This window comes from Providencia sp. PROV156, assembly GCF_028480905.1.
GTDB classification, from domain to species: Bacteria; Pseudomonadota; Gammaproteobacteria; order Enterobacterales; family Enterobacteriaceae; genus Providencia; species Providencia hangzhouensis.
Genome location: NZ_JAMPPE010000012.1, coordinates 53996 through 76915 on the forward strand (window position 1 = coordinate 53996; position 22920 = coordinate 76915).

The following is a 22920-nucleotide window of genomic DNA, read 5'->3' on the forward strand; positions in this document are numbered from 1 at the left end:
TTTAAATTTTTATTAACGTACAATCCTATAGCTTATTTTATTTATCATCTACGTATTTTATATCTATCGATAAATTAGAGATTAATATGAAACAAAATAACAAAGAATATTACAACCATCCTACCCTAAAATTAAAACCTGTTTTTTTAGGAATTTCCATTTTTTTAGGTACAATTTCTATTGCGCAAGCAGATATTGTTAACACCAATGGCGCTGGTGTCATTAAAGCACCAAATGGCGCAACTATTGTAAATATAAAGACCCCATCTAATAATGGTGTTTCTCATAATATTTATAGTAAATTTGATGTTGACAAAAAAGGTGTCGTACTCAATAACAGTAAAGCAGATATTAATACGCAATTAGCAGGTAATATTAAAGCCAACAGCAATCTTCAAGGTAATGTTGCAACTGTTATTCTAAATGAAGTTAATTCTAATAAAGCAACCCAATTAAATGGAATGATTGAAGTTGCTGGTAATAGTGCTCAAGTTATTGTTGCCAATGCTTCAGGTATTACTTGTAATAATTGTGGTTTCATTAACACAAATAGAGCAACACTCACGACAGGGAAAATAACACCACAACTTAATGGTGATTTCACTATCAATGTTGACAAAGGTCAAATCGTCATTACTGATAAATTTAATTCAAACTCACCTACTGATATCTTAGCAAAAACAGCTGCTATCTCGGGTAAGATGAATGCTGATGAGATAAATATAATTACAGGTACCAATGTTATTAGTAAAAATGGACAACTTATAAAATCTACAAGTTCCAATACTAACACTCCAAATATTGCTATCGATATTTCAGCATTAGGTGGCATGTATGCAGATAAAATCACGCTGATATCCACTGGAAATAATAGCGCTATTAGCAACAAAGGCATTATCTCCGCTGGTGATGATGGTTTACGAATTGCCAGTAATGGTAATATTTTCAATTATAAAACAATGGATGCTATTAGTGACGTAAATATTACCGCAACCAGTAATCCTGCCTATGCGCACAATTTAAGCGGAATTGAAAATACAGGGGCTATTAAATCAAAAAACAGCGATATTAATATCAATACTGATGGCTATATCCTTAACTATTCTGGTGGCGAGATCACTGCAAATCAAAATTTAAATGCTGACGCTAACATGATTGGCAACTATGGCGGTAAAATACAGGCCACCAAAGGTGATATGAACATCAAAACAGTTAATAATGTTGAAAATTCATCCAATATGTTTCCTAATTCTATTAAAAGTGTTATTTCAGCCGGTAATGAATTAAACATTAATTCAGGTAGCATTGTTTACAATAATGATGCTTTACTTACTGGTCGTGATATTACAATTGAGGCGGCTGTTTCTATTGAAAACAAAAATAATGCGTTAATCAATGCAAAAAGACGTATGAACTTAAAAAGTGAGGAAATAAATAACCACACTTCTTCAATCAAAACCACGAATGGAAGAATGGATCTAATTGCAGAAAAGTCATTAACTAATGGTAAAGACTCAGCGATTGAAAGTGGTCGTCTTTTAACTATCGAGACACCATCACTTATCAACTCTGGTGCTATTATTTCCAAGGCAGGTAAATCTACCATCAATACCGATAAATTAGATAACACTGCAGGTTATATCAACGCAACTAATTTAGATATCAATGCAGAAAATAAAATAATTAATAAAGAAGGCTTAATTAGTACAAATGGTAATTTAGTAATCAAAACAAACGAACTAGACAACCGTTGGAGTTCAGATTTTTCCAATCATGCCCAAAAATACGGTGTCACAGATGATAAAGCAGGAATAAATGCAGTTGATGGTTCTATCAATATTAAAGCAAATACCTTTAACAATTATATAGGAGAGGTTAAAACTAACTGGACTGAAAAAGCGTTAGCTTCTGGTGATGTTCAAATGAATATCAATGAAAATCTGTATAATTCAAACGGTACAATTTCAGCTTTTAATAATTTAAAATTAAATGCAGATATTATTGATAACGGATACCACGGCTTAATTAGTGCTGATTATAACGCAACTATAAATGCAAAAACTGCTTTATTTAATCCTTACGGTACTATTTCATCAAAAAATCAAACTCGCGTCACTGCACCTATGGTTTATAACAGCCCAGATGGTAAAATATTAGGCGGTGAAGTAATCATCAATACAGACAATTATTATTAAGTTATGCAATAAAGGGGTCAATTTACCTAATGCCGATCAGTTAAGAGCTAAATAATCAGTTTAACGACCCTACAGTTCTACAAAAATCCGTAATTATCCCAAGATTACGGATTTTTTATGTTACTTAGCCAGCTTTCGAGTCTGTTCAGGCTTTCCCGCCAAAATAATTTACAGCCCTTTTCTGGCCTCCTTTCTGCTGCACTCATTTTTGAATAAATATCCTCCGGCATTAGTCGGAGGATATTTATTATTTGCATTGCACTTGTTGAATTAATATTCTGAATTAATCACAACCTCTTCACCAAAGCGACCTGCTTTTGGTAATGGTTGGTAAGATGAATTTGCCGCACGTAGAATACGAACACCGCGAATACCTAACTCATGTGCTGCTGCGATATCGGCATCAGCATCACCATAATATATGGTAAGTTTGTGATCACGCATCCAGCTCACTTTATTATTTTGCCCTGGTTCATCACCCGCAAAAATAACAGGTTGCATTTTATCCGCAGGTATCGCTAAACCTTCTTGAACATATTTCGTCACTGTTTCCGTTTTTGTTTTCGTACGGCCAGTAATGAAATAAACAGTGTCACCGCGCTCTAAGTGCATTTTGACTAAATCAATACCCACTTGTTTTGGCATACTGAATTTGTCCCACTCATTATTCATTTTTTCCCAAAATTGTTGATTTTTGAGGTAGCTAAAATCGTTAGGTGAGAACTCTAATTTACCACGGTAAAAACCTGGACTTGAAAATAACACCGTATCATCGATATCAAACCCAACAGCCATAGGTGCTTTCCCTTCTAGGCTTTGTTTAATTTGTTCGATGGAAACCCAATGAATAGGCTGTTGTTGAGCAAGTTCAACAACGGTAACGCCGGGGCTTACGGTTTCTGGCATTGGAATTTTTGCTTGAGAGGTTGCCGTAAAACTCAATGCCAATGCAATCGCACTCAAAGTCAGTGTTATTTTTTTCATGTTTTGTCCTTATTCAGGTTTATCCACTTAAACCATTCTTTATTTATCTGGATAAACTGGGTAAGTAATAGGTTTATCTGTAAATTTATCTTTATTATCAGTTAGCAACCCAACATTTTGTGAGTTACATCTCATAAGAATGGGCATACTAAGACTTTTTATTACATTAAAATGAGACAAACATCTCATAAACATTATCTATTATTAATAGGTTTCATAATAATGTGAACTAGACCATTAATTTTCTAATTATCTATGTGGCATATAACTATTACTGAAAGATGAATTTATAAGATTGGTGATTACTGGAGTGGATGATTATTGGCGTGATCACATAAAAAAACGCAGAGAAATTACGCTCTGCGTTTTTATACTGAATAAAGAATAGCAAATTTAGATGCGAGTACGACGTTTCGCTGTTGGTCTTGATGATTGACGTTTTGATGCCGGACGCGATGCGACTTGTGTATGGCGTTTAACCGCACGGCGAATTTGGTTTGCTTTAATGCGACGTTGATCGCGCTCAACCGCAACCTTACTTTCCGTTTCCACCGGCAGTTCCACCAGCTCACGGAGATAGTTGGTTTGCTCTAAACCAAGTTCCGTCCATCCTCCACGCGGTAAGCCTTTAGGTAAGTCGATATCACCATAACGCACACGGATTAAACGGCTGACTTGTACACCAACAGATTCCCAAAGGCGACGAACTTCGCGGTTACGTCCTTCAGTTAAGGTGACATTAAACCATTGGTTCATCCCTTCTCCGCCACGGTAAGAAACCGTTTTAAAAGAGGCTGGGCCATCTTCCAACTGTACACCTTGTGTTAATTGACGAATTTTTGCATCGTTAATTTCACCAAACACACGCACTGCATATTCACGTTCAACTTCACGGCTAGGGTGCATTAAACGGTTAGCGAGCTCACCGTCTGTTGTGAATAACAATAAACCACTAGTGTTAACATCCAAACGGCCAACAGCAATCCACCGCGCCCCTGTTAACCGTGGTAAACGGTTAAAAACAGTTGGACGCCCTTCAGGATCATGACGTGTGCATAACTCACCTTCTGGCTTGTAGTAAGCCATTACACGACAGATTTCCTTTTCAGGCTCTTTGATTGCTAATAAACGACCATCTAAACGAATTTTTGTTGCTGGTGTGACTTCAACACGGTCCCCTAGTGTAGCAATTTTGCCATCAACACTAATACGACCCGCTTGCAGGAATGTTTCGATTTCTCGACGAGAACCATGCCCTGAACGAGCAAGGATTTTCTGTAATTTTTCAGTTTTTTGCGGTTTTACGCTCATGTAACCCTCTGCTGTCGCCTTCACAGGCGTCAAATATCTTTTTGGCGCGCTATTTTTGCCGCGCCAAACAATAATGAATTTGAAAACCCGCGCATTATACACAGGTTTGTCCTGAACCCCTATTACTTATCTGTATATTGCACATTCAATACAATTTTAGTTAGTTCAGTACTGAATCTTAAGCTTCGATATATTTATACCTACTCAAAAGGCGTTGGCTCCCCTGTTCCGACTCGCGCCACAACAGGCGTATCATCAGTAAAGTCAATCACAGTTGTTGGTTTTTGCCCAATATAACCACCATGTATCACCAAATCGACTTGTTTATCGAGTAAATCACGGATTTCCTCAGGGTCTGATTGAGTGAAATCATCGCCTGGCATAATCAAACTAGTTGACATCAAAGGTTCACCAACAGCTTCGAGTAAATCTCGAGCTATCGGGTTCGACGGTACACGTAAACCAATAGTTTTACGTTTTTCATTCATTAAACGCCGTGGAACTTCTTTCGTTGCCCGCAAAATAAAGGTGTAATTACCTGGTGTATTATTTTTAATTAAACGGAAGACAGTGTTATCAACATGCGCATAATTCGATAGCTCAGAGAGATCTCTGCACATTAATGTGAAATTATGGTTAGCATCAAGCTGACGAATCCGACAGATACGTTGTAAAGCATCTTTTTCTTCTAAACGGCATCCAATGGCATATCCTGAATCTGTAGGATAAACAATCACTCCGCCTTTATTTAAAATTTCAACACTCTGGCTAATAAGTCTTGCCTGAGGATTATCCGGATGGATATAAAAAAACTGGCTCATACATACCTCTAATTTTTGGGTATCGACAGCATCACCCGGCAAAAATACCTATAAATGCTACTATCTTTGAATTCCATAAGATGACTTACTCATTAATAAATCATCACTTATAATAATTATTATTTTACACTGCATTATTAATACATCAATTAATTAGCTGTTTTTACTGTATCCCAAAGTGTCCAAACAGCCTTGTCATCATCGGGCAACCATAAATTTCTGCCAAGCTCTATCCAAGAGCAAGGCCGATGGAAATCTGAACCAACGGATGTATACAAATTAGCATTATTGGCTAATTCTGCTAAATATTGCTTTTCATTTGACGGTTGCTGGCAGTGAGAAACCTCCATAGCATCACCACCGCACTGTTTAAAATACGCAACCAACCGTCTTAACCATTTATTGGATAATTGATATTTAGACGGATGCGCTAATACCGCAATTCCCCCTGCGGCATGGATTGCGTCAATTGAGTATTGAATTGTGCACCACTTCGCAGGCACATACCCTGTTTTCCCTTTCGATAAAAAACGTTTAAATACATTATTAATCGTTTTTTCTTTACCTATTTTCACAATATATTGTGCAAAATGTGCCCGCGTTACCTGCCCACCGCCAGAAATACGTTGTGCATTTTCCCATGCATCGTCAATGCCTGCTTTTTGTAACCGCCTGCCCATCTCAATACCACGCTCTAAACGATGCTCAGATTGTGTTTTTAACAATTGAACCATCGCGGGATGTGAAGGCGAAAAATTTAAGCCCACTATATGTATTTCAATATTCTCCCAAAGTGTCGAAATTTCAACGCCATTGACTAGCTCAATTGGCCGCTCATGTTCAGCAAGATAGCGGCGAGCCTCTAATACACCTTCACAGGTATCGTGGTCGGTAATCGCTAAAATATTAACCCCTTTTTCCACTGCACGTTCGATTAACTCAGCAGGAGTTAGGTCACCATCCGAAGCATTCGTATGGCTATGTAAGTCATAGCGAGTCACTAATGGCGACGAGGCTGTCGGCATATTGATATCTTCTCCTATTTCCATGAAAAACTATTTTTCCTAATAAATTAATAAAGTCCTTGACATAAATAGCGCGATCCAGTTAACTAGTACGCAAGACAGCTAAAGCTAAAAATAATCAGTTTATCCAGTGAGGCATACAATGACTTTATTAAACTTATCAAATCGTTGGTGGCGTGACTTCCCAAATTGGGCGGAAGCCGCACGCGCATAGTTATTGTATGTTTCAGTGCCAAACCCGCCCTTCCTAGGCGGGTTTTTTTATGTCAAAAATTAGCGTAAGGCAACATAATGAACGAACAAAACACCACATTAGCACATTTTAAGTATCTGGATAGCCCAATTAATTATCAGCCTGACCCAACATTATTATTTAATCATTTGTGTCATCAAGTTCCATCAACAATGCTGTTGGAATCCGCTGAAATTAATAATAAAGCCAACTTACAAAGCTTGTTGATTGTCAACAGCGCGCTACGTATTCGTGCTTTTGGCCAGCAAGTTGAAATAGAAGCGTTGACGCCAAATGGCCAGGCCTTATTACCTAAACTGTTAGCTCAATTAACAGATTTAATCATGCATCATAGCATGCAAGAAAATAGTTTGACGGTAACGTTCAGCCAGCCTGCACAAGATTTAGACGAAGATAGCCGCCTGAAGGCTGCATCTAGCTTAGACGTTTTACGTGCACTACCCGCTCTTGCACAAGCCTATTCCACAAAACCTGAAAATCTGTTTGTTGGTGGGTTGTTTGCTTATGATTTAGTCGCGAGCTTTGAAGATTTACCCAAGGTAAATACCGTTAATCACTGCCCTGATTACTGTTTTTTTGTTGCTGAGCATTATTTAGTGATCGACCATCAAAATCAGGCTGCACGCCTAAAAAGTTGCCTATTTACGCAAAATGAGCAAGATGTCGAAACAGTTACGCAGCGTCACGCACAAATTATCGCTTCGTGCCGTCCATTCTTGCCAGCACTTCCTTTAGCAACTGCGCCTGAATTTGCCGTCTCGGTAAACAAAAATGACCCAGAATATGGGGAAATTGTCACCTCACTAAAAGAAGCCATATACCGTGGGGATATTTTTCAGGTTGTGCCTTCTCGTAAATTTACGATGCCGTGCTCACATCCCTTAATTGCGTACCAAAAACTCAAAGTACAAAACCCAAGTCCTTACATGTTCTACATGCAAGATGACGCATTTACACTCTTTGGGGCTTCCCCCGAAAGCGCACTCAAATATGCGACAGCAAATCGCAAAGTAGAAATTTATCCAATCGCCGGAACCCGCCCTCGTGGACGAAATGCCCAAGGTGAATTAGACCTTGATTTAGATAGCCGAATTGAGCTTTCCATGCGTTCTGATGAGAAAGAGCTTGCTGAGCACATCATGCTCGTTGACTTAGCACGTAACGATTTAGCACGTATTTGTGAAGCAGGTAGCCGTTATGTTGCCAACCTAACTAAAGTTGACCGCTATTCTTTCGTGATGCATTTGGTTTCTCATGTCGTGGGAACATTACGCCAAGATTTAGATGTTTTTCATGCATATCAAGCCTGTATGAATATGGGAACGTTAACGGGTGCACCAAAAGTAAAAGCAATGCAGCTGATTGCGCAATATGAACAAGAGCGCCGAGGATCATACGGGGGGGCTGTAGGATATTTTCAAGGAAATGGTGATTTTGATACTTGCATCGTTATTCGCTCCGCCTACGTAGAAAATGGCATTGCCACTGTACAAGCGGGAGGTGGTGTCGTTCTAGACTCCATACCTCAAGCAGAAGCAGATGAAACCCGTAATAAAGCACGTGCTGTGATCCGTGCAATTGCCCAAGCACACCAAGTTAAGGAGTTATTCTAATGGCGAATATTTTACTGCTCGATAACGTTGACTCCTTTACTTATAACCTTGTAGACCAACTGCGTGCGGGTGGACATCAGGTGGTTATTTATCGCAATACCGTCAGTGCAGAACATATTTTATCTGTATTAAATCAAATGGTTTCACCTATTTTAGTCTTATCACCCGGTCCAGGAAAACCTAGTGAAGCAGGTTCAATGCCAGAAATATTGATGCGCGTAAAAGGCAAAATTCCTGTTATCGGTATTTGCTTAGGTCACCAAGCTATTGTTGAGGCCTATGGTGGAACTGTCTCTGCTGCAGGTGAAATTTTGCATGGTAAATCCTCAATAGCCACACATGATGGATTAGCCATGTTTAACCATCTTGAAAACCCAATATCAGTGGCTCGCTACCACTCTCTTGTTGGTAGCCAAATTCCGGAGAGCTTGACCATTTGTGCTCAGTCAAATGGCATGGTCATGGCTGTACGTAATGATAGCGATAGAGTTTGTGGATTCCAATTTCACCCAGAATCCATTTTAACAACCCAAGGTAAACAGTTGTTAGAAAACACCGTGGCATGGGCTCTTTCTACTCCCAATGCAATCGAATCCACTCATTCGCACTAACGGAATACTAAAGAGCCAATTATGCAAAATATTTATGATAAATTATTTAAAGCGCAGCCGCTAACTCAACAAGAAAGCCAGTACTTGTTTAATGCCATTATTCAAGGTGAATTAACAGAACCTCAGTTAGCCGCTGTGTTAATCAGTATGAAAATGCGTGGCGAACAACCACAAGAAATTGCGGGTGCCGCTCTAGCTTGTTTAGAAAATGCACAACCCTTTCCCCGCCCTGACTACCTATTCAGTGATATTGTTGGTACAGGGGGAGATGGTGCAAATAGTATTAATATTTCAACAGCAAGTGCCTTTGTTGCTGCTGAATGTGGTATTAAAGTAGCCAAACATGGTAATCGTAGTGTTTCGAGCCGTTCAGGTTCTTCAGATTTACTGGCTGCTTTTGGTATCGCTCTTGATCTCAGTGCGCAAAGTGCTCGTGACGCATTAGATGAGCTTGGTGTTTGTTTTTTATTTGCACCGCAATACCATAGTGGGTTCCGCCATGCGGCCCCTGTACGCACTCAATTAAAAACCCGAACGTTATTTAATGTATTGGGGCCATTAATTAATCCGGCTCGTCCGCCAATTGCCCTTATCGGAGTTTACCAAGAATCATTAGTAAAACCGGTGTCTGAAACATTACAGATGCTTGGTTTCACCCGTGCAGCTGTGGTACACAGTGGAGGGATGGATGAGGTTTCATTACATGCAGTGACTCAAGTCGCTGAATTAAAAGATGGCAAAGTACAACATTACCAATTAACTGCAGATGATTTTGGGTTAGAACCGTATCAATTACGTGACTTAGAAGGCGGAACACCAGATGAAAACCGCGTGTTACTTAGTAACTTGCTTCAAGGCCATGGGCAAGCTGCTCACGAAGCTGCTGTAGCGGCCAATGTCGCCATGTTGATGCGTATTAATGGCCATGAAGACTTAAAACAAAACAGCGAACACGCACTCGCAATTATTCGTAGCGGTAAAGCATTTGACCGCGTCACAGCACTCGCGGCAAGGAACCAATAAAATGAAAGCGACAGTCTTACAAAAAATTGTTAATGATAAAGTTGATTATTTAATCGAACGCAAAGCCAAGCAGCCATTAAAAAGCTTTATTGCTGGTATTCAACCTAGCCAGCGTAGTTTCTATAACGCACTAAGCGCAAAACGCCCTGTATTTATTTTAGAGTGCAAAAAAGCATCGCCTTCAAAGGGGTTGATTCGTGCTGACTTCGACCCCGCTGTGATAGCTAAAACTTATGCGCCCTACGCATCCGCGATTTCCGTTCTTACTGATGAAAAATATTTTCAAGGGAATATGGATTACTTAACGATTGTCAGTAATACCGTAAAACAACCCGTGTTATGCAAAGATTTCATCATTGACCCATACCAAATCTACCTTGCACGTTACTACCAAGCGGATGCCATTTTACTCATGTTATCTGTCTTAAATGATGATGAATATAAAGCGTTAGCAGAGGTCGCTCATCAACTTAATATGGGAATATTAACGGAAGTCAGTAATGAAGAAGAATTAGAGAGAGCAATTCGGTTACAAGCCAAGGTTGTTGGTATCAATAACCGTGATTTACGTGACCTTTCTATTGATTTAAACCGAACTCGTGAACTCGCACCCCGCTTAGCGAAGGGTACCATTGTGATCAGTGAGTCAGGTATTCATCAACACCAACATATTCAGTCGCTGAAACAATTTGCGAATGGTTTTTTAATCGGTAGCGCCTTAATGGAGCAAGCTGACCTAGATAAAGCCATTCGAAACTTGTTAGTGGGAGAACATAAAGTCTGTGGTTTAACCCGCGAGCAAGATGCAAAAGCCGCATTTGAAGCGGGAGCACACTATGGTGGATTAATTTTTGCTGAAACCTCCCCTAGAAAAGTGACGTTGTCACAGGCGCAGAATATCATCCATGCAGCGCCTTTAAAATATGTCGGTGTTTTCCGCAATCAGTCCGCGGATTTTGTTGCTCATATCGCCAAGCAACTTGCATTATCTGCGGTACAATTACATGGTGAAGAAGATACTTCTTATATCAATACGTTAAAAACATTTTTACCAAACTACTGTGAAGTTTGGAAGGCGCTTGATATGTCACGAACAACTCTAAATGACTACGATACACAAGGTATTGATGTGTTATTGCTGGATAATGGCTCTGGTGGTACTGGCAAAACCTTCGATTGGTCAGCAATCCCCTCGTCCACAACACAGAAATTAATGATAGCGGGGGGGCTTACCCCTGATAACTGCCTAGATGCAGCTAAGTTACTGTGCAACGGATTGGACTTTAATTCAGGGGTTGAAATTGAACCAGGTATAAAAAGTCAACAAAAAATAAATTTGGTGTTGTCAACGTTGTTAGCCAAATCAACGGCTCATCAATACACAACGAAATGAAAGACTCCAACACCAATTAATGTAACTGATAAAATGGACAATAAATAATGAGCAAATTAGATCCGTATTTTGGCGAGTTTGGTGGGCAATATGTCCCAGAAATTCTTATTCCTGCATTAAACCAATTAGAAGACGCGTTTATCGACGCACAGAATGATGATGAATTTATTCGTGAGTTTCACGACTTACTAAAAAACTATGCAGGTCGCCCTACTGCGCTAACGTTATGTAAAAATCTAACCGCAGGTACAAAAACAAAATTATATTTAAAGCGAGAAGATTTACTGCACGGCGGTGCCCATAAGACTAACCAAGTATTAGGCCAAGCACTACTTGCTAAGCGAATGGGAAAAACTGAAATAATTGCAGAAACAGGGGCTGGGCAGCACGGCGTTGCGACAGCACTGGCTTGTGCATTACTGAACATGAAATGCCGTATTTATATGGGCGCCAAAGATGTAGAACGCCAGTCTCCCAATGTATTTCGAATGAAATTAATGGGCGCTGAAGTTATTCCAGTTTACAGCGGTTCAGCCACATTGAAAGATGCCTGTAATGAAGCATTAAGGGACTGGTCTGGCAGCTATGATAAAGCTCATTATTTATTAGGAACCGCGGCGGGGCCACACCCTTACCCAACAATTGTACGTGAGTTCCAACGTATGATTGGTGATGAAGCAAAACAACAAATTCTCGAAAAAGAAGGCCGTTTACCTGATGCTGTCGTTGCCTGTATTGGTGGTGGTTCAAATGCAATCGGCTTATTTGCCTCTTTTATTCCAGAAGAAGATGTGAAACTAATCGGTGTGGAACCTGCTGGATTAGGTATTGAATCCGGCCAACATGGTGCCCCGTTAAAACATGGCCGTGTCGGGATTTATTTCGGTATGAAATCGCCAATGATGCAAACCAATGAAGGTCAAATTGAAGAATCCTATTCTATCTCTGCAGGATTAGATTTTCCATCTGTTGGCCCTCAGCATGCCCATTTAAACAGTATCGGTCGTGCTGAATATGTTTCCATTACTGATGACGAAGCCTTAAATGCTTTTAAATTATTATCACGTAAGGAAGGAATTATTCCTGCATTAGAATCATCTCATGCACTCGCTTATGCATTAAAAATGGCAGAGCAAGAACCTAATAAAGAACAGTTATTAATCGTCAATTTGTCTGGCCGTGGTGATAAAGATATTTTTACGGTACATGATATTTTAGCCAGCAAAGGAGAAATCTAATGGAACGCTACACCCAACTTTTTGAACGTTTAGCTCAGAATAACCAAGGCGCATTTGTTCCATTTGTCACTTTAGGTGACCCAGATGCTGAGTTATCATTAAAAATTGTCGATGCTTTGATTGCTGGTGGTGCTGATGCATTAGAGATTGGTATTCCATTTTCTGATCCACTGGCAGATGGCCCAACTATCCAAAATGCAAATTTGCGTGCATTTAAAAGTGAAATTACCCCAACAATTTGTTTCGAACTACTCCGTCGTATTCGAGAAAAACACCCTACTATTCCTATTGGCTTATTAGTCTATGCAAATTTAGTTTTTACGAATGGTATTGAAAATTTTTATATTCGCTGCGAAAAAGCAGGTGTTGATTCTGTATTAGTTGCAGATGTCCCTATGTCTGAATCAAAACCATTTCGCGAAGCGGCGCTAGCTCACAATATTGCACCCATTTTTATTTGCCCACCAAATGCTAATGATGAGCTACTGCAACAGATCGGGAAATATAGCCAAGGTTATACTTATTTATTATCTCGTGCAGGCGTGACAGGTACTGAAAAAAGAGCAGAAATGCCATTGACTCACTTATTGAGTCAATTAAACCAATATAAAGCGGCTCCCGCCCTACAAGGTTTTGGAATATCAGAACCTGAGCAAGTCGAAGAAGCGATTAAAAATGGTGCTGCAGGCGCAATTTCAGGTTCAGCTGTGGTTAAAATTATTGAAAATAACCTACATCGCCCTGACGTTATGCTTAAATCATTAACTGAATTCGTTGCAAAAATGAAAGCAGCAACACAAAAATAGATAAAGAATAAATAGTAATCAAGTCATATTTAAAATTAATGGCTTGGTTACTTAAAATTATAAAAAAATAGGCTTAAATAAATTTTACCTAGCCTTCTATAATTACATTTTAAACAAATTTAAATATAATAGATATCAATTAACTATTAATTAGCTATTGATTAAATAGCTAAAATTTAATAATCATAATATTTACTAATCGAATCCATTAATATCAAAAATAATACTTACGTATTTACACACTGGTAAATCCCCCTATCAAATCCACAGCAGAGTAAACCTTATCTATTGATTTTACTAACAATAATCAGCCGCTAAATATAAAACACCATTTATATCAGAATATAATTATTTTAAGCTATTTGCACCCGTATGATTCAACTTAAGTACAATTAAATTTTAATAAAAACAAATATCACGGATAATCTTCATGCTTTAATGGAATTTTATTTAGCTATTTTTAATTTTATCTATAGTCTATTTTAGGGATATTTATGAAACAGCCTACCACTCATCCTATGATGAAAATCAAACCACTCTTTTTAAGTGTATCTGTTATTTTAGGGTCAATATCTGTTGCTCACGGCGCCGTTGTTAATACAAATGGTGCTGGTGTAATAAATCAAAGTAATGGCCCGACTATCGTTCATATTAAAGGAGCTAGTGACAAAGGTGTCTCACATAACATTTATAGCCAATTTGATGTTGACCAAAAAGGGGTTATTTTAAATAATAGCGCAACAAATACGAATACCAGTTTAGGCGGACAAATCAATGGAAACCTAAATTTAAATAATGGTAATGGCCCTGCAAAAGTCATTTTGAATGAAGTTAATTCATATAAGGCAAGTACCCTAGGCGGAATGATTGAAGTTGCAGGTGATAAAGCACAAGTTATCGTTGCTAACGCATCTGGTATCACATGTAATAATTGTGGTTTTATCAACACAGACCGAGTAACTCTAACAACGGGTAAACCAATTGTTGCTGGCGGTGAAGTTCTTGGCTATAACGTTGAAAAAGGCCAAATTATTATTAATAGCCGCTTAAAATCAGACTCCCCGACGGATATCATCGCTCGTTCTGCGGTGATCCAAGGTGATATCCACGCTAAAGAAATTAATGTCGTCGCAGGTAATAACTTTGTCGATGCCAAAGGTAATTTCGTGACTAAAGTTCAAGGCGTTGGAAATGCAACTCGAATTGGTGTCGATGTAGCCGCCATGGGTGGTATGTATGCTGACAAAATTACCTTAATTTCAACTGAAAGTGGAACTGGTGTTTCCAATAACGGAAACCTAGCTGCCGGAATCGGTGGAGTTAATATTGATTCAACTGGCTTAGTGTATAACCAACGCGGAAAAGTAAATGCCAATGGCAACATCAATATAAAAACCAATGGTTTATATAATAATTCCACTATTATAGCTAATGGCGATGTTGATATTGATTCTCAAAGATTAGTTCTAAGTAATGTGAATGGACAGATTAAGTCTAATGGCGGTAATCTCAAACTCGCTTCAGCTTCGAGTATTGATAACCGAAATGGTATTGTCCATGCTCAAAAAGACATGAATATCTCAACTGCAAATGTTGTTAATACTAATGGTTCAATCAAAACTAATAGTGGCGATATTGCAATTCGTGCAACAGGCAAGATTGATAACAACTATACCTTACGTAGTAATGTTGTTAATGCAGACGAACGAGGAATTCGAGCAGGTGGTAATGGTAGTTTAACTATAGAAACAACCACCCTAGCAAACGATAACTCAACATTATTAGGTCGTGATATTACAATAAATGCTCGTAATACTGTCACTAATAATAATAACTCTCAAATTTCAGCAAAAAGAAGAATCGATATAGATACTATTACGTTACAAAATAGTAACTCATTGATTAAATCTAACAATGGCCCAATCAATATCACCTTGGGAAGTAACCTAGTAAATAACGGTTATTCTTCAATTGATAGTGGAAAAGCCTTAAATATTAATGCTCATGTTGTTAATAACCAAGGTTCACTAATTTCTGGTGCAGGTAAGTCCAAGTTTGATGTGTATTCCCTTAACAACCAATATGGTTTTATCAAAGGAAATAATATAGACATTAAAGCAACTTACTTAAACAACCTCAGAGGTTTAATTTCTGCTGATTCTAATGTCGTAGTTAATGCAACAACTGTAGATAACAGCTATGCTAGCGGTTTTAATGCTTATGCTAGCAAATACGGTGTTTCCGGCCAAACGGGTGGTATTTATACCAAAGATGGTTCTATTACTATCAAAGCAAATGGCATAAATAACAACTCTGGTGTGATTGTTTCAGATGCACAGGAAAAGGCTGGAAATAAAGGCGATATTAATATTACACTAAGAAATGACCTTGATAACCGTAGTGGAAAAATTCAAGGTGCTAATGATGTCAATTTAGATCTTAATAAGCTAGATAATACCAAATCAGGTTCAATTCATGCTGGCAAAGATTTAAACATTGATGCCTTTACTCGCGTAGATAATAACACTGGACGCTTAAGTTCAATGAACAAAACTACGATTACAAGTCCTATAATTTACAATAGCCCTACTGGACAAATCCTAGGTTCAATGATTGTTTTAAATACACCTTATTATTATTAATTAGGTCAAATAAGGAGGCTACTAGCCTCCTTATTTTATTACGCCAATACGGAGTGATATTAAAATAGTATACACCATTATTTTAATATCATTGACAAACCTTAAAGCTTTCTAATGTTTACTTATTTTTAAAGCAAGACAAAATAGTTTAACTCTAAGTAAAAAAACTTATTTAATCTAATTTAGTGTATTTACTAGACATTGATTTCATTAAGAATTAATCAAACCACCAAAGATTAAATTATATTAGTTATATTTTCAGTAGTAATCCCCAAAAGCATTTACACTAACTCAATCAATTTAATTAATTTTTATTTATTATAAATTTAACGCATAATTAAATTATGTAAAATAAGAAAATTAGCAATAGGTTTATTATAGGGATATACATGTACTCATTTCAAAACAAAGGACTGATGGAGATTAAACAAGAAAATTCTGATGTATTTAATTAATAAATAATCACATCGGCAATTTATTAGTCTTTATATCATAAAAATAACTTTAATCTTTATTAAAATTAATGTGGTGCACATGAATTTTCGATTTATTTTTTTATTATCAACTTTAACTTCTTTGCCTTTAGCTGCATCAGCTAATACCGCACAAATTATTGACCAACAAATTAATAACCAAGCTAGCCAAGATCGTTCTCGCCAACAACAGACTCAATTAGAAGCTAAAGATGCCTTAGGTAAAACTAGAGAGCGTTCAAATAATATTTTAGTTTTTGATGATGAGAAAGATTGTTTTCAAATGAAACAGGTTATCTTGCTCTCTGAGCCTAAACTCCCTTCTATGCGACCTCTAGAAGCTTATGCAAACCAAGTTGTTGGTGTATGCATTGGTATTAATGGCGTTGAAACTTTAGCAAAGGGCTTACAAGATAAAATAATTAAATCAGGCTATGTCACAACACGAGTTAATATTCCAGAACAAAACATCAGTGAGGGTATTTTAACGCTCCAAATTATTCCAGGTAAAGTTGCGAATGTAAAACTTGCAGAAGGTAGCGACACCTATATTACATTAGGTGCGATTATGCCTGCTAAAGAAGGGGATATTCTGAATATTCGTGACATCGAACAAGGCTTAGAGAACCTTGAGCGGATACCGGGTGCTAAAGTGAATATAGAGCTAGCACCGGGTAAAGAGTTTTCCACATCTGATATTTCCATACAAAGAGAAAAATCATCTCACTTTAACGTAGGTGGATATTACAATAACTCAGGAAGCCGCCAAACGGGTAAAGATCAAGTCGGAGTGACTTTGTATGCTAACAATTTAACGAGTTTAAACGACACAATATATGTTTCAGCAGGAAAAAATTTAAAAAACCAAGCCCGCTACAGCACCAGTAATACTGCAATTTATTATGCCGTACCTTACAACTACTGGCTTTTTTCATTGTATGCAAGCAAAAGCGACTATAAACAAACTATTAATGACTCCGTATTTAGCTATAAGTATTATGGTGATAGTAAATATTATAATGCTACGGCGAGTAATGTTTTCTTGCGTGGGCAAACGTTCAAAGACACTGCATCAATTCAACTAATTAAAAGAAAATCAAAATATAAATTAGAGGATGTCGCCCTACTTTCCCAACAACGTGACCTTACCAGCCTTAAGCTCGGTGTTAGCCACCGTCAAAACATCAATAATTCAACTATCGATGCTTCAATATATTATCAACGTAATGTACCTTGGTTTGGTGCCGAAGAAAGCTGGGATATGAAATATGGTGATGTCAGCAAAATGAGCCGTGTTTATACTACCGATATTTCAGGAATGTTCCCCTTCGCCTTTGACAATTTTATTATGAGTTATAATCCACAACTGTTTATACAATACTCACGAGACCGCTTAACCATTCAAGATCAATTTTCGTTAGGTAACCGTTGGACGGTTCGTGGTTTTGACGAAGAATTTTCCCTAATAGGTGACAAAGGTTTTTACTTACGCAATGAGTTTAACTTTTATATTCCTGGCTTCTCCATCTATCCATACTATGCTCTTGACTATGGACGTGTATTCGGCGGTGTTTATCCGTTAGGTCTCTATTCTGATGACCAATTATTAGGAATGGCTATAGGCATGAGAGGTAATGTTAATATATTTAGTTATGACTTATTCTTAGGTGCCCCACTTTATAAGCCGGACGAATATGAAACCAGTAGCGTCAATGCTGGGTTAAACGTGCAATGGTTTTGGTAATTTAATATTGTAAATTTGAATAATATCTTAAAGCTGAATACGCCCCTGTATTCGGCTTTTTTATTTCAAGGTAATTAGTCTCAATATTTTTATTAATTACTCTAAATAAAGATAATCAATAAGTACCTTTACTTTATTATCACTCTATAACACTAATTAATATATTATAAATATCATTATCATAATTTGTTTTTTATGATAATCATTTGTTAAATATATGTTCAAGCTTAATGGTAATTGAAAAATCCGAGAATACGAATATTCTCGGATTTCCTACTTCTCTCTAGTCCTTCAGAATTCAGGTATTACCTGTATTGCATCCTATCAAATTCTTAGAAACGGTAACCCGCACCGAACATAAATACAAATGGGTCTAAACGAGTATCGATTTTGTGTGTGTCATTACCCGCTTTAAATTTCACATCTGTTTCAATATTCATCCACCAAACAGAGGCGTTTAACATCCAGTTATCAGTCAGCATGTAGTCCATACCTGCTTGCGCCGCAAAGCCCCAAGAGCTTGATAAATCAAGATCTGATAAACCGTTAGTTTTCCCTGTTGAGTTAAATTTCTCATCAAAGAAGAAGGTGTAGTTAACACCAGCACCTAAATAAGGACGTAATTTATCTTCTTTACTACCAAAATAATATTGCGCCATTAAAGTTGGTGGTAAATGTTTAACAGTTGCAATTGTACCTAAAGGCCCTACGCCAACTTTATGTTCAAACGGAGTTGCTGCTAATAATTCCACTCCGATATTATCAGTGATCATATACCCAAACGTTAAACCTAATTGAGTATTGTTATTAACATCAAATGAACCTAAACCTAATACATTTTCAGAACCCGCATTTGGACGTACCGTTGCAGTACCTGTACGGAAAATAAAGTCGCCAGCTTCATGAGCAATAGAAACTGCTGGAGCTAAAGTTGCAGCAGCTAATACAAGCGCAGTGAGTTTTTTCATTATCAATCCCATTCCTATGTTTTTATTTTAGGAAAATATACCGTATTATTTAAATTGATGTTCAAATCAAGATCACATCTTTTACTAATTTATAGGTAAACCAATAAATATGGATTTATTATTTCATTTATTGTTTTTTTATTTTTGATTTAAATCAATTTTTATAAAGTAACTAACAAAATAAAAATTTGATTTCTAAATATAGATATTTATTTCAAAATTTAAACATGCATAAAAAATACAATTTATATAAATTCATTTCTTGGGTTAATTACATTCGATCATCATGAGCAATATATTTTTCTTAACCTCCCGAATTTTCTTATCTTTCTCTACCTCTAGGCGTGATACTCGGTTACAATTAGATTAAAATTTTGATCCCGTTTGTAGATAGGAGCAGTGTCATGTCCATTTCGGCCAACTCACTCATCAGTGATAGTATCAATTTCTTTAAAAACCAATTGAGTGGCCTCCTCACCATTGTGCTCTTAGCCACCGTGGTAAGCCTTGTCATCTATGCGATGATGATCCCTAGTGAACAGATGATAGGTGTTCTTGCTCAAGCACAAAGTAAAATGATTGAATCTGGTAATTCGGGGTTACAAGACTGGATTCTAAATCTATCTGAAGAAGATAAAAGTAGTATTTTGCGTGTTTCTTTTGGATTGATTCTCTCCGTCACTCTTGGCAGTTTGTTCCTTATTTGTGGCACATTATCCTATATCTCAGGGATGTCTCGTGGCGAAGATATGACAGGACTTCAAGCGATAACATCATCACTGAACAAAGCGCCTTCTATGTTTCTTCTGTTGGTCGTTTGCTCGCTGCTTATCCAATTAGGCATCACAATTATGGTTCTACCTGGTATCGTGCTAGCCATTGGTTTTTCCTTAGCGCCAGCAATTTTAATGACAGAAAACACCAACCCATTTAGTGCGATGGGAAAAAGCTGGAAATTGGCTTATGCAAATTGGCGTGTCGCTTTACCGATGATTTTAATTTGGATGGCCGTTCAAATGCTTATCAGTGTTCTATTGGGTAACCTTAATATGAATCATATTGCGATTAATGGTATCTCCTTTTTACTCAATAATGTTGTAGCCGCATTTGCTTTAATTTACTTTTATCGTTTATATATGCTAATCACAAAAAATTGATCTCGCTGATAAAAAGGTATCATTTGATACCTTTTTATTTACGTTATTTTTAAACTTTATCTGAGTTAATATTCGTTGGTCTAATTCGATTTTCGCAATCATATTCTAATGAGCCTGGGTCCTTCCCGCTCTCTTGTGTCTTTCTTTCTTCCACACATTTCATTTGAATTTGCTGCTTACTTTGAATTAAACGGATCGCAAAATAAATATCCGGTACCACTAATAAATCATCATCTGAACGGTTGATTTTATTTTGTTCTAACCAACGATTAAGAGAAGTTCTACGCCCAGCTAATACCAAAGTCACCCCTTTCGCCTTCAAAGATGTCACAATATCATTCAATGTGGAAAATACGCTCACATCATTATGCGTAAAGCTGACAGCAGCATCAACAATCACCCAAGCGGGTCTTTTACGTTGATTATCTAAATGTTTATTTAGCCGCTCTTTAAAGTAATTCACATTAAAATAGGTAAGCGGAGAATTGAAACGATAAATTAGGACACCATCAACTTCTTGAATATCATTTTCTGATGTCATCGAGTGCAACATACCATGCTCATCAACGCCTAATAGTTGATCTGTTGGCCTAAATATAATTCGGATAAACTGTAATAAACCTAATAAAACGGCTAAGCCTACACCACTAATCAAACCAACTACCAACACTGCGCATAAAGTAAAAACACATAAGAAAAAAGCTTCTCTATTGCGTTTACGAATTGATAAAATACTGCGGAAACTGAGCAAGGAATAAGTTGAAATAATTAAAACCATCCCTAAAGCAGGCATAGGGATATATTCCAATAAATTCATAGAAAAAAGTAAAACAGCTAAGATGGTCACCGCGGCAACGAGGGAAACCAACTGTGTTTTCCCTCCCATCATATCATTAACTGCTGTACGGCTGCTCGCAGCACTCACTGCAAAACCTTGACCAAAAGCAGAAGCAATATTTGCCATTCCTAATGCTCTTAATTCTTGGTCTGCATCCACGGTATAGCCATTTTTGCTTGCAAAACTTCGCGCTGTCATCATAAAGCTTACAAAGCTAATCACTGCTAAGTTTAATGATGGAATGACAAGATCTCTGAGTAACCCTGGCGGAAAATCAGGCATAGGTATATAAGGAAGTCCTTCACCTAAATCCCCAACCGTGCTAATGCCATATTGCTCAAGATTAAATAGAATACTGGCTGCTGTAGCCAAAACCATTGCAATTAATAGGGACGGCCACTTACTCCTTACTCGTTTAATCACTAAGGTGATTACCAATGTTGCAATAGCTACTAATAATGTCGGAATATGTGTTTCCATTAGCGCTAATGGAAACGCTATTAAGCGTTCAATAAACCCTGAAGGTAAAGTCGTAATACCAAATATTTTACTGATTTGACTGACTATAATCGTAAGAGCTACCCCATTTAATAAACCTTGCAATATCGGTCTCGATAAAAAATCAGCAAAGGTACCTAAACGAAACCTTGCTGCAATCAAACACCAAACCCCAGTCATAAAACTCATGACAATAATCAGTTGCCAACGAACGGTTTCATCCCCCATTGCGAGTGGTGCGACTGCGGCTGCAATTACAGCACATGTTGCGGCATCAGGCCCGATAATCAATTGTTTCGACGTCCCAAATAACGCATAGAAAAACATTGGTAAAATACATGAGTATAATCCGACAATGGCATTCACCCCCATTAATTCGGCATAGGCAATAGCCACTGGCAAAGCAACTGCAGCGACAGACAAACCCGCTTTAATATCAGGGCCTAAGTCTGTACGTTGATAGTTAAATAGCGTTTTTAAACCTGGCATCCAGACAAATAGCTTTGCCTTTATCATGGGAGAAAAGTACCTATAAATTAGCAAGTTAAATTATTTTATGTATTACTTATATCCGAACTAATAAAGTTTATCTAGAAGTAAGTCAAATAATCGTAAAATAGTGCAAATATGATTGGTAACAAAACATGTTTATTGGTAAAAAGGTGCAAACTTTTAACAATTAAAGCCAAAATCGGTTAAACTACTCCATTATCTTTACGTTGAGGCGCTGTATTCACTGTTATGAAACAACTTATTGATTTTATTCCTTTGGTAATCTTTTTTATAGTCTATAAAAGATACGATATTTTCTATGCGAGTGGCGCACTAATGGTTACCACTCCTTTAGCGTTATTAGCTACCTACCTTATTTATAAAAAAGTTGAGAAAGTTGCAAAAATCACCTGTGCAATTGTGATGAGTTTTGCTGCGTTAACCCTTATTTTCCACAGTGATGCATTTATTAAATGGAAAGTCACTATCATCTATGCTGCGTTTGCTGGCGCATTACTCTTTAGCCAATGGTTTACTGAAAAGCCCCTAATTCAGCGCATGTTAGGCAGTAATCAAGAAATAAAATTAGCAGATAGTTATTGGAACAAACTCAATAGTGCATGGGCAATATTCTTTATTTTCTGCGCATTACTGAACATTTATGTTGCTTTCTGGATGGCGCAAGATATTTGGGTAAATTTCAAAGTCTTTGGTCTGACAGCGGGAACATTAATATTTACAGTACTGAGTGTGGTCTATATTTTTAAAAATATGGTTAAAGAGCCTGCAGAAAAACACGAAGAATAATTAAAAATTAGAGTTAAAAACCTGCTAA

The 22920-nt window shown here is 37.4% G+C and carries 15 protein-coding genes, 1 pseudogene and 1 other annotated feature; of the genes and pseudogenes, 10 read left to right on the forward strand and 6 right to left on the reverse strand.

The genetic code is table 11. The features are described from left to right. Positions 1-86: 86 nt before the first annotated feature. Positions 87-2195, forward strand: a complete 2109-nt coding sequence (locus PSF31_RS10550; RefSeq protein ID WP_096863779.1) for a two-partner secretion domain-containing protein — start codon at positions 87-89, stop codon at positions 2193-2195. A gap of 270 nt (positions 2196-2465) precedes the next feature. Here the strand turns inward: PSF31_RS10550 and aphA are convergent, their stop codons facing one another. The 4 genes from aphA to rnm all read right to left on the reverse strand — a co-directional run bounded on the left by aphA (position 2466) and on the right by rnm (position 6360). Continuing rightward, positions 2466-3179: an acid phosphatase AphA gene (gene aphA / locus PSF31_RS10555; RefSeq protein ID WP_004254174.1), complete on the reverse strand. Its 714-nt coding sequence runs from the start codon at positions 3177-3179 to the stop codon at positions 2466-2468. A 393-nt stretch (positions 3180-3572) separates the two neighbouring features. After that, positions 3573-4490 (reverse strand): 23S rRNA pseudouridine(2605) synthase RluB, encoded by a 918-nt coding sequence (gene rluB, locus PSF31_RS10560; protein ID WP_036958116.1) that lies wholly within the window; start codon positions 4488-4490, stop codon positions 3573-3575. Positions 4491-4690: 200 nt separating this feature from the next. Further along, positions 4691-5311, reverse strand: coding sequence for an L-threonylcarbamoyladenylate synthase (locus tag PSF31_RS10565; protein WP_096863781.1), 621 nt, complete (start codon positions 5309-5311; stop codon positions 4691-4693). Positions 5312-5460: 149 nt separating this feature from the next. Beyond that, the gene (gene rnm, locus PSF31_RS10570) at positions 5461-6360 is read right to left on the reverse strand and encodes an RNase RNM (RefSeq protein ID WP_420719981.1); all 900 of its coding nucleotides are present in this window, start codon (positions 6358-6360) and stop codon (positions 5461-5463) included. Positions 6361-6499: 139 nt separating this feature from the next. Then, positions 6500-6601: a sequence feature (Trp leader region), on the forward strand. A gap of 26 nt (positions 6602-6627) precedes the next feature. On the opposite strand from rnm, the gene PSF31_RS10575 reads away from it, so the two are divergent. The 7 genes and pseudogenes from PSF31_RS10575 (at position 6628) to PSF31_RS10610 (ending at position 18132) form a co-directional block, all read left to right on the forward strand. Continuing rightward, the gene (locus tag PSF31_RS10575; protein WP_096863782.1) at positions 6628-8202 is read left to right on the forward strand and encodes an anthranilate synthase component 1; all 1575 of its coding nucleotides are present in this window, start codon (positions 6628-6630) and stop codon (positions 8200-8202) included. Further along, positions 8202-9836, forward strand: a pseudogene (trpD, locus tag PSF31_RS21110) (bifunctional anthranilate synthase glutamate amidotransferase component TrpG/anthranilate phosphoribosyltransferase TrpD). The gene PSF31_RS10575 and the pseudogene trpD overlap by 1 nt, the downstream one beginning before the upstream one ends. Before the next feature lies 1 nt (position 9837). Further along, a complete protein-coding gene (gene trpCF / locus PSF31_RS10590) occupies positions 9838-11229 on the forward strand; it encodes a bifunctional indole-3-glycerol-phosphate synthase TrpC/phosphoribosylanthranilate isomerase TrpF (protein WP_096863783.1) in 1392 nt (463 codons plus the stop codon). A gap of 47 nt (positions 11230-11276) precedes the next feature. Next, positions 11277-12467, forward strand: coding sequence for a tryptophan synthase subunit beta (gene trpB, locus PSF31_RS10595; protein ID WP_094960531.1), 1191 nt, complete (start codon positions 11277-11279; stop codon positions 12465-12467). After that, on the forward strand, positions 12467-13273 hold the full coding sequence (trpA, locus tag PSF31_RS10600; RefSeq protein WP_094960530.1) for a tryptophan synthase subunit alpha: 807 nt from the start codon (positions 12467-12469) through the stop codon (positions 13271-13273). The genes trpB and trpA overlap by 1 nt, the downstream gene beginning before the upstream one ends. 494 nt (positions 13274-13767) lie before the next feature. Further along, a complete protein-coding gene (locus tag PSF31_RS10605; protein WP_096863784.1) occupies positions 13768-15915 on the forward strand; it encodes a two-partner secretion domain-containing protein in 2148 nt (715 codons plus the stop codon). 534 nt (positions 15916-16449) lie between these two features. After that, positions 16450-18132: a ShlB/FhaC/HecB family hemolysin secretion/activation protein gene (locus PSF31_RS10610; RefSeq protein ID WP_096863785.1), complete on the forward strand. Its 1683-nt coding sequence runs from the start codon at positions 16450-16452 to the stop codon at positions 18130-18132. A gap of 332 nt (positions 18133-18464) precedes the next feature. Here PSF31_RS10610 and ompW read toward each other — a convergent pair whose 3' ends face one another. Next, positions 18465-19100, reverse strand: a complete 636-nt coding sequence (gene ompW / locus PSF31_RS10615) for an outer membrane protein OmpW (protein ID WP_004911104.1) — start codon at positions 19098-19100, stop codon at positions 18465-18467. Between the two features lie 404 nt (positions 19101-19504). Between ompW and PSF31_RS10620 the strand changes: the two genes are divergently transcribed. Next, positions 19505-20257 (forward strand): YciC family protein, encoded by a 753-nt coding sequence (locus PSF31_RS10620; protein WP_096863786.1) that lies wholly within the window; start codon positions 19505-19507, stop codon positions 20255-20257. A 49-nt stretch (positions 20258-20306) separates the two neighbouring features. Here the strand turns inward: PSF31_RS10620 and PSF31_RS10625 are convergent, their stop codons facing one another. Then, on the reverse strand, positions 20307-22109 hold the full coding sequence (locus PSF31_RS10625) for a SulP family inorganic anion transporter (protein WP_096863787.1): 1803 nt from the start codon (positions 22107-22109) through the stop codon (positions 20307-20309). Between the two features lie 225 nt (positions 22110-22334). Between PSF31_RS10625 and PSF31_RS10630 the strand changes: the two genes are divergently transcribed. Next, positions 22335-22892 carry a septation protein A gene (locus tag PSF31_RS10630; RefSeq protein WP_004254142.1) on the forward strand — a complete coding sequence of 186 codons (558 nt, stop codon included), beginning with the start codon at positions 22335-22337 and terminating at the stop codon, positions 22890-22892. Positions 22893-22920: the final 28 nt, after the last annotated feature.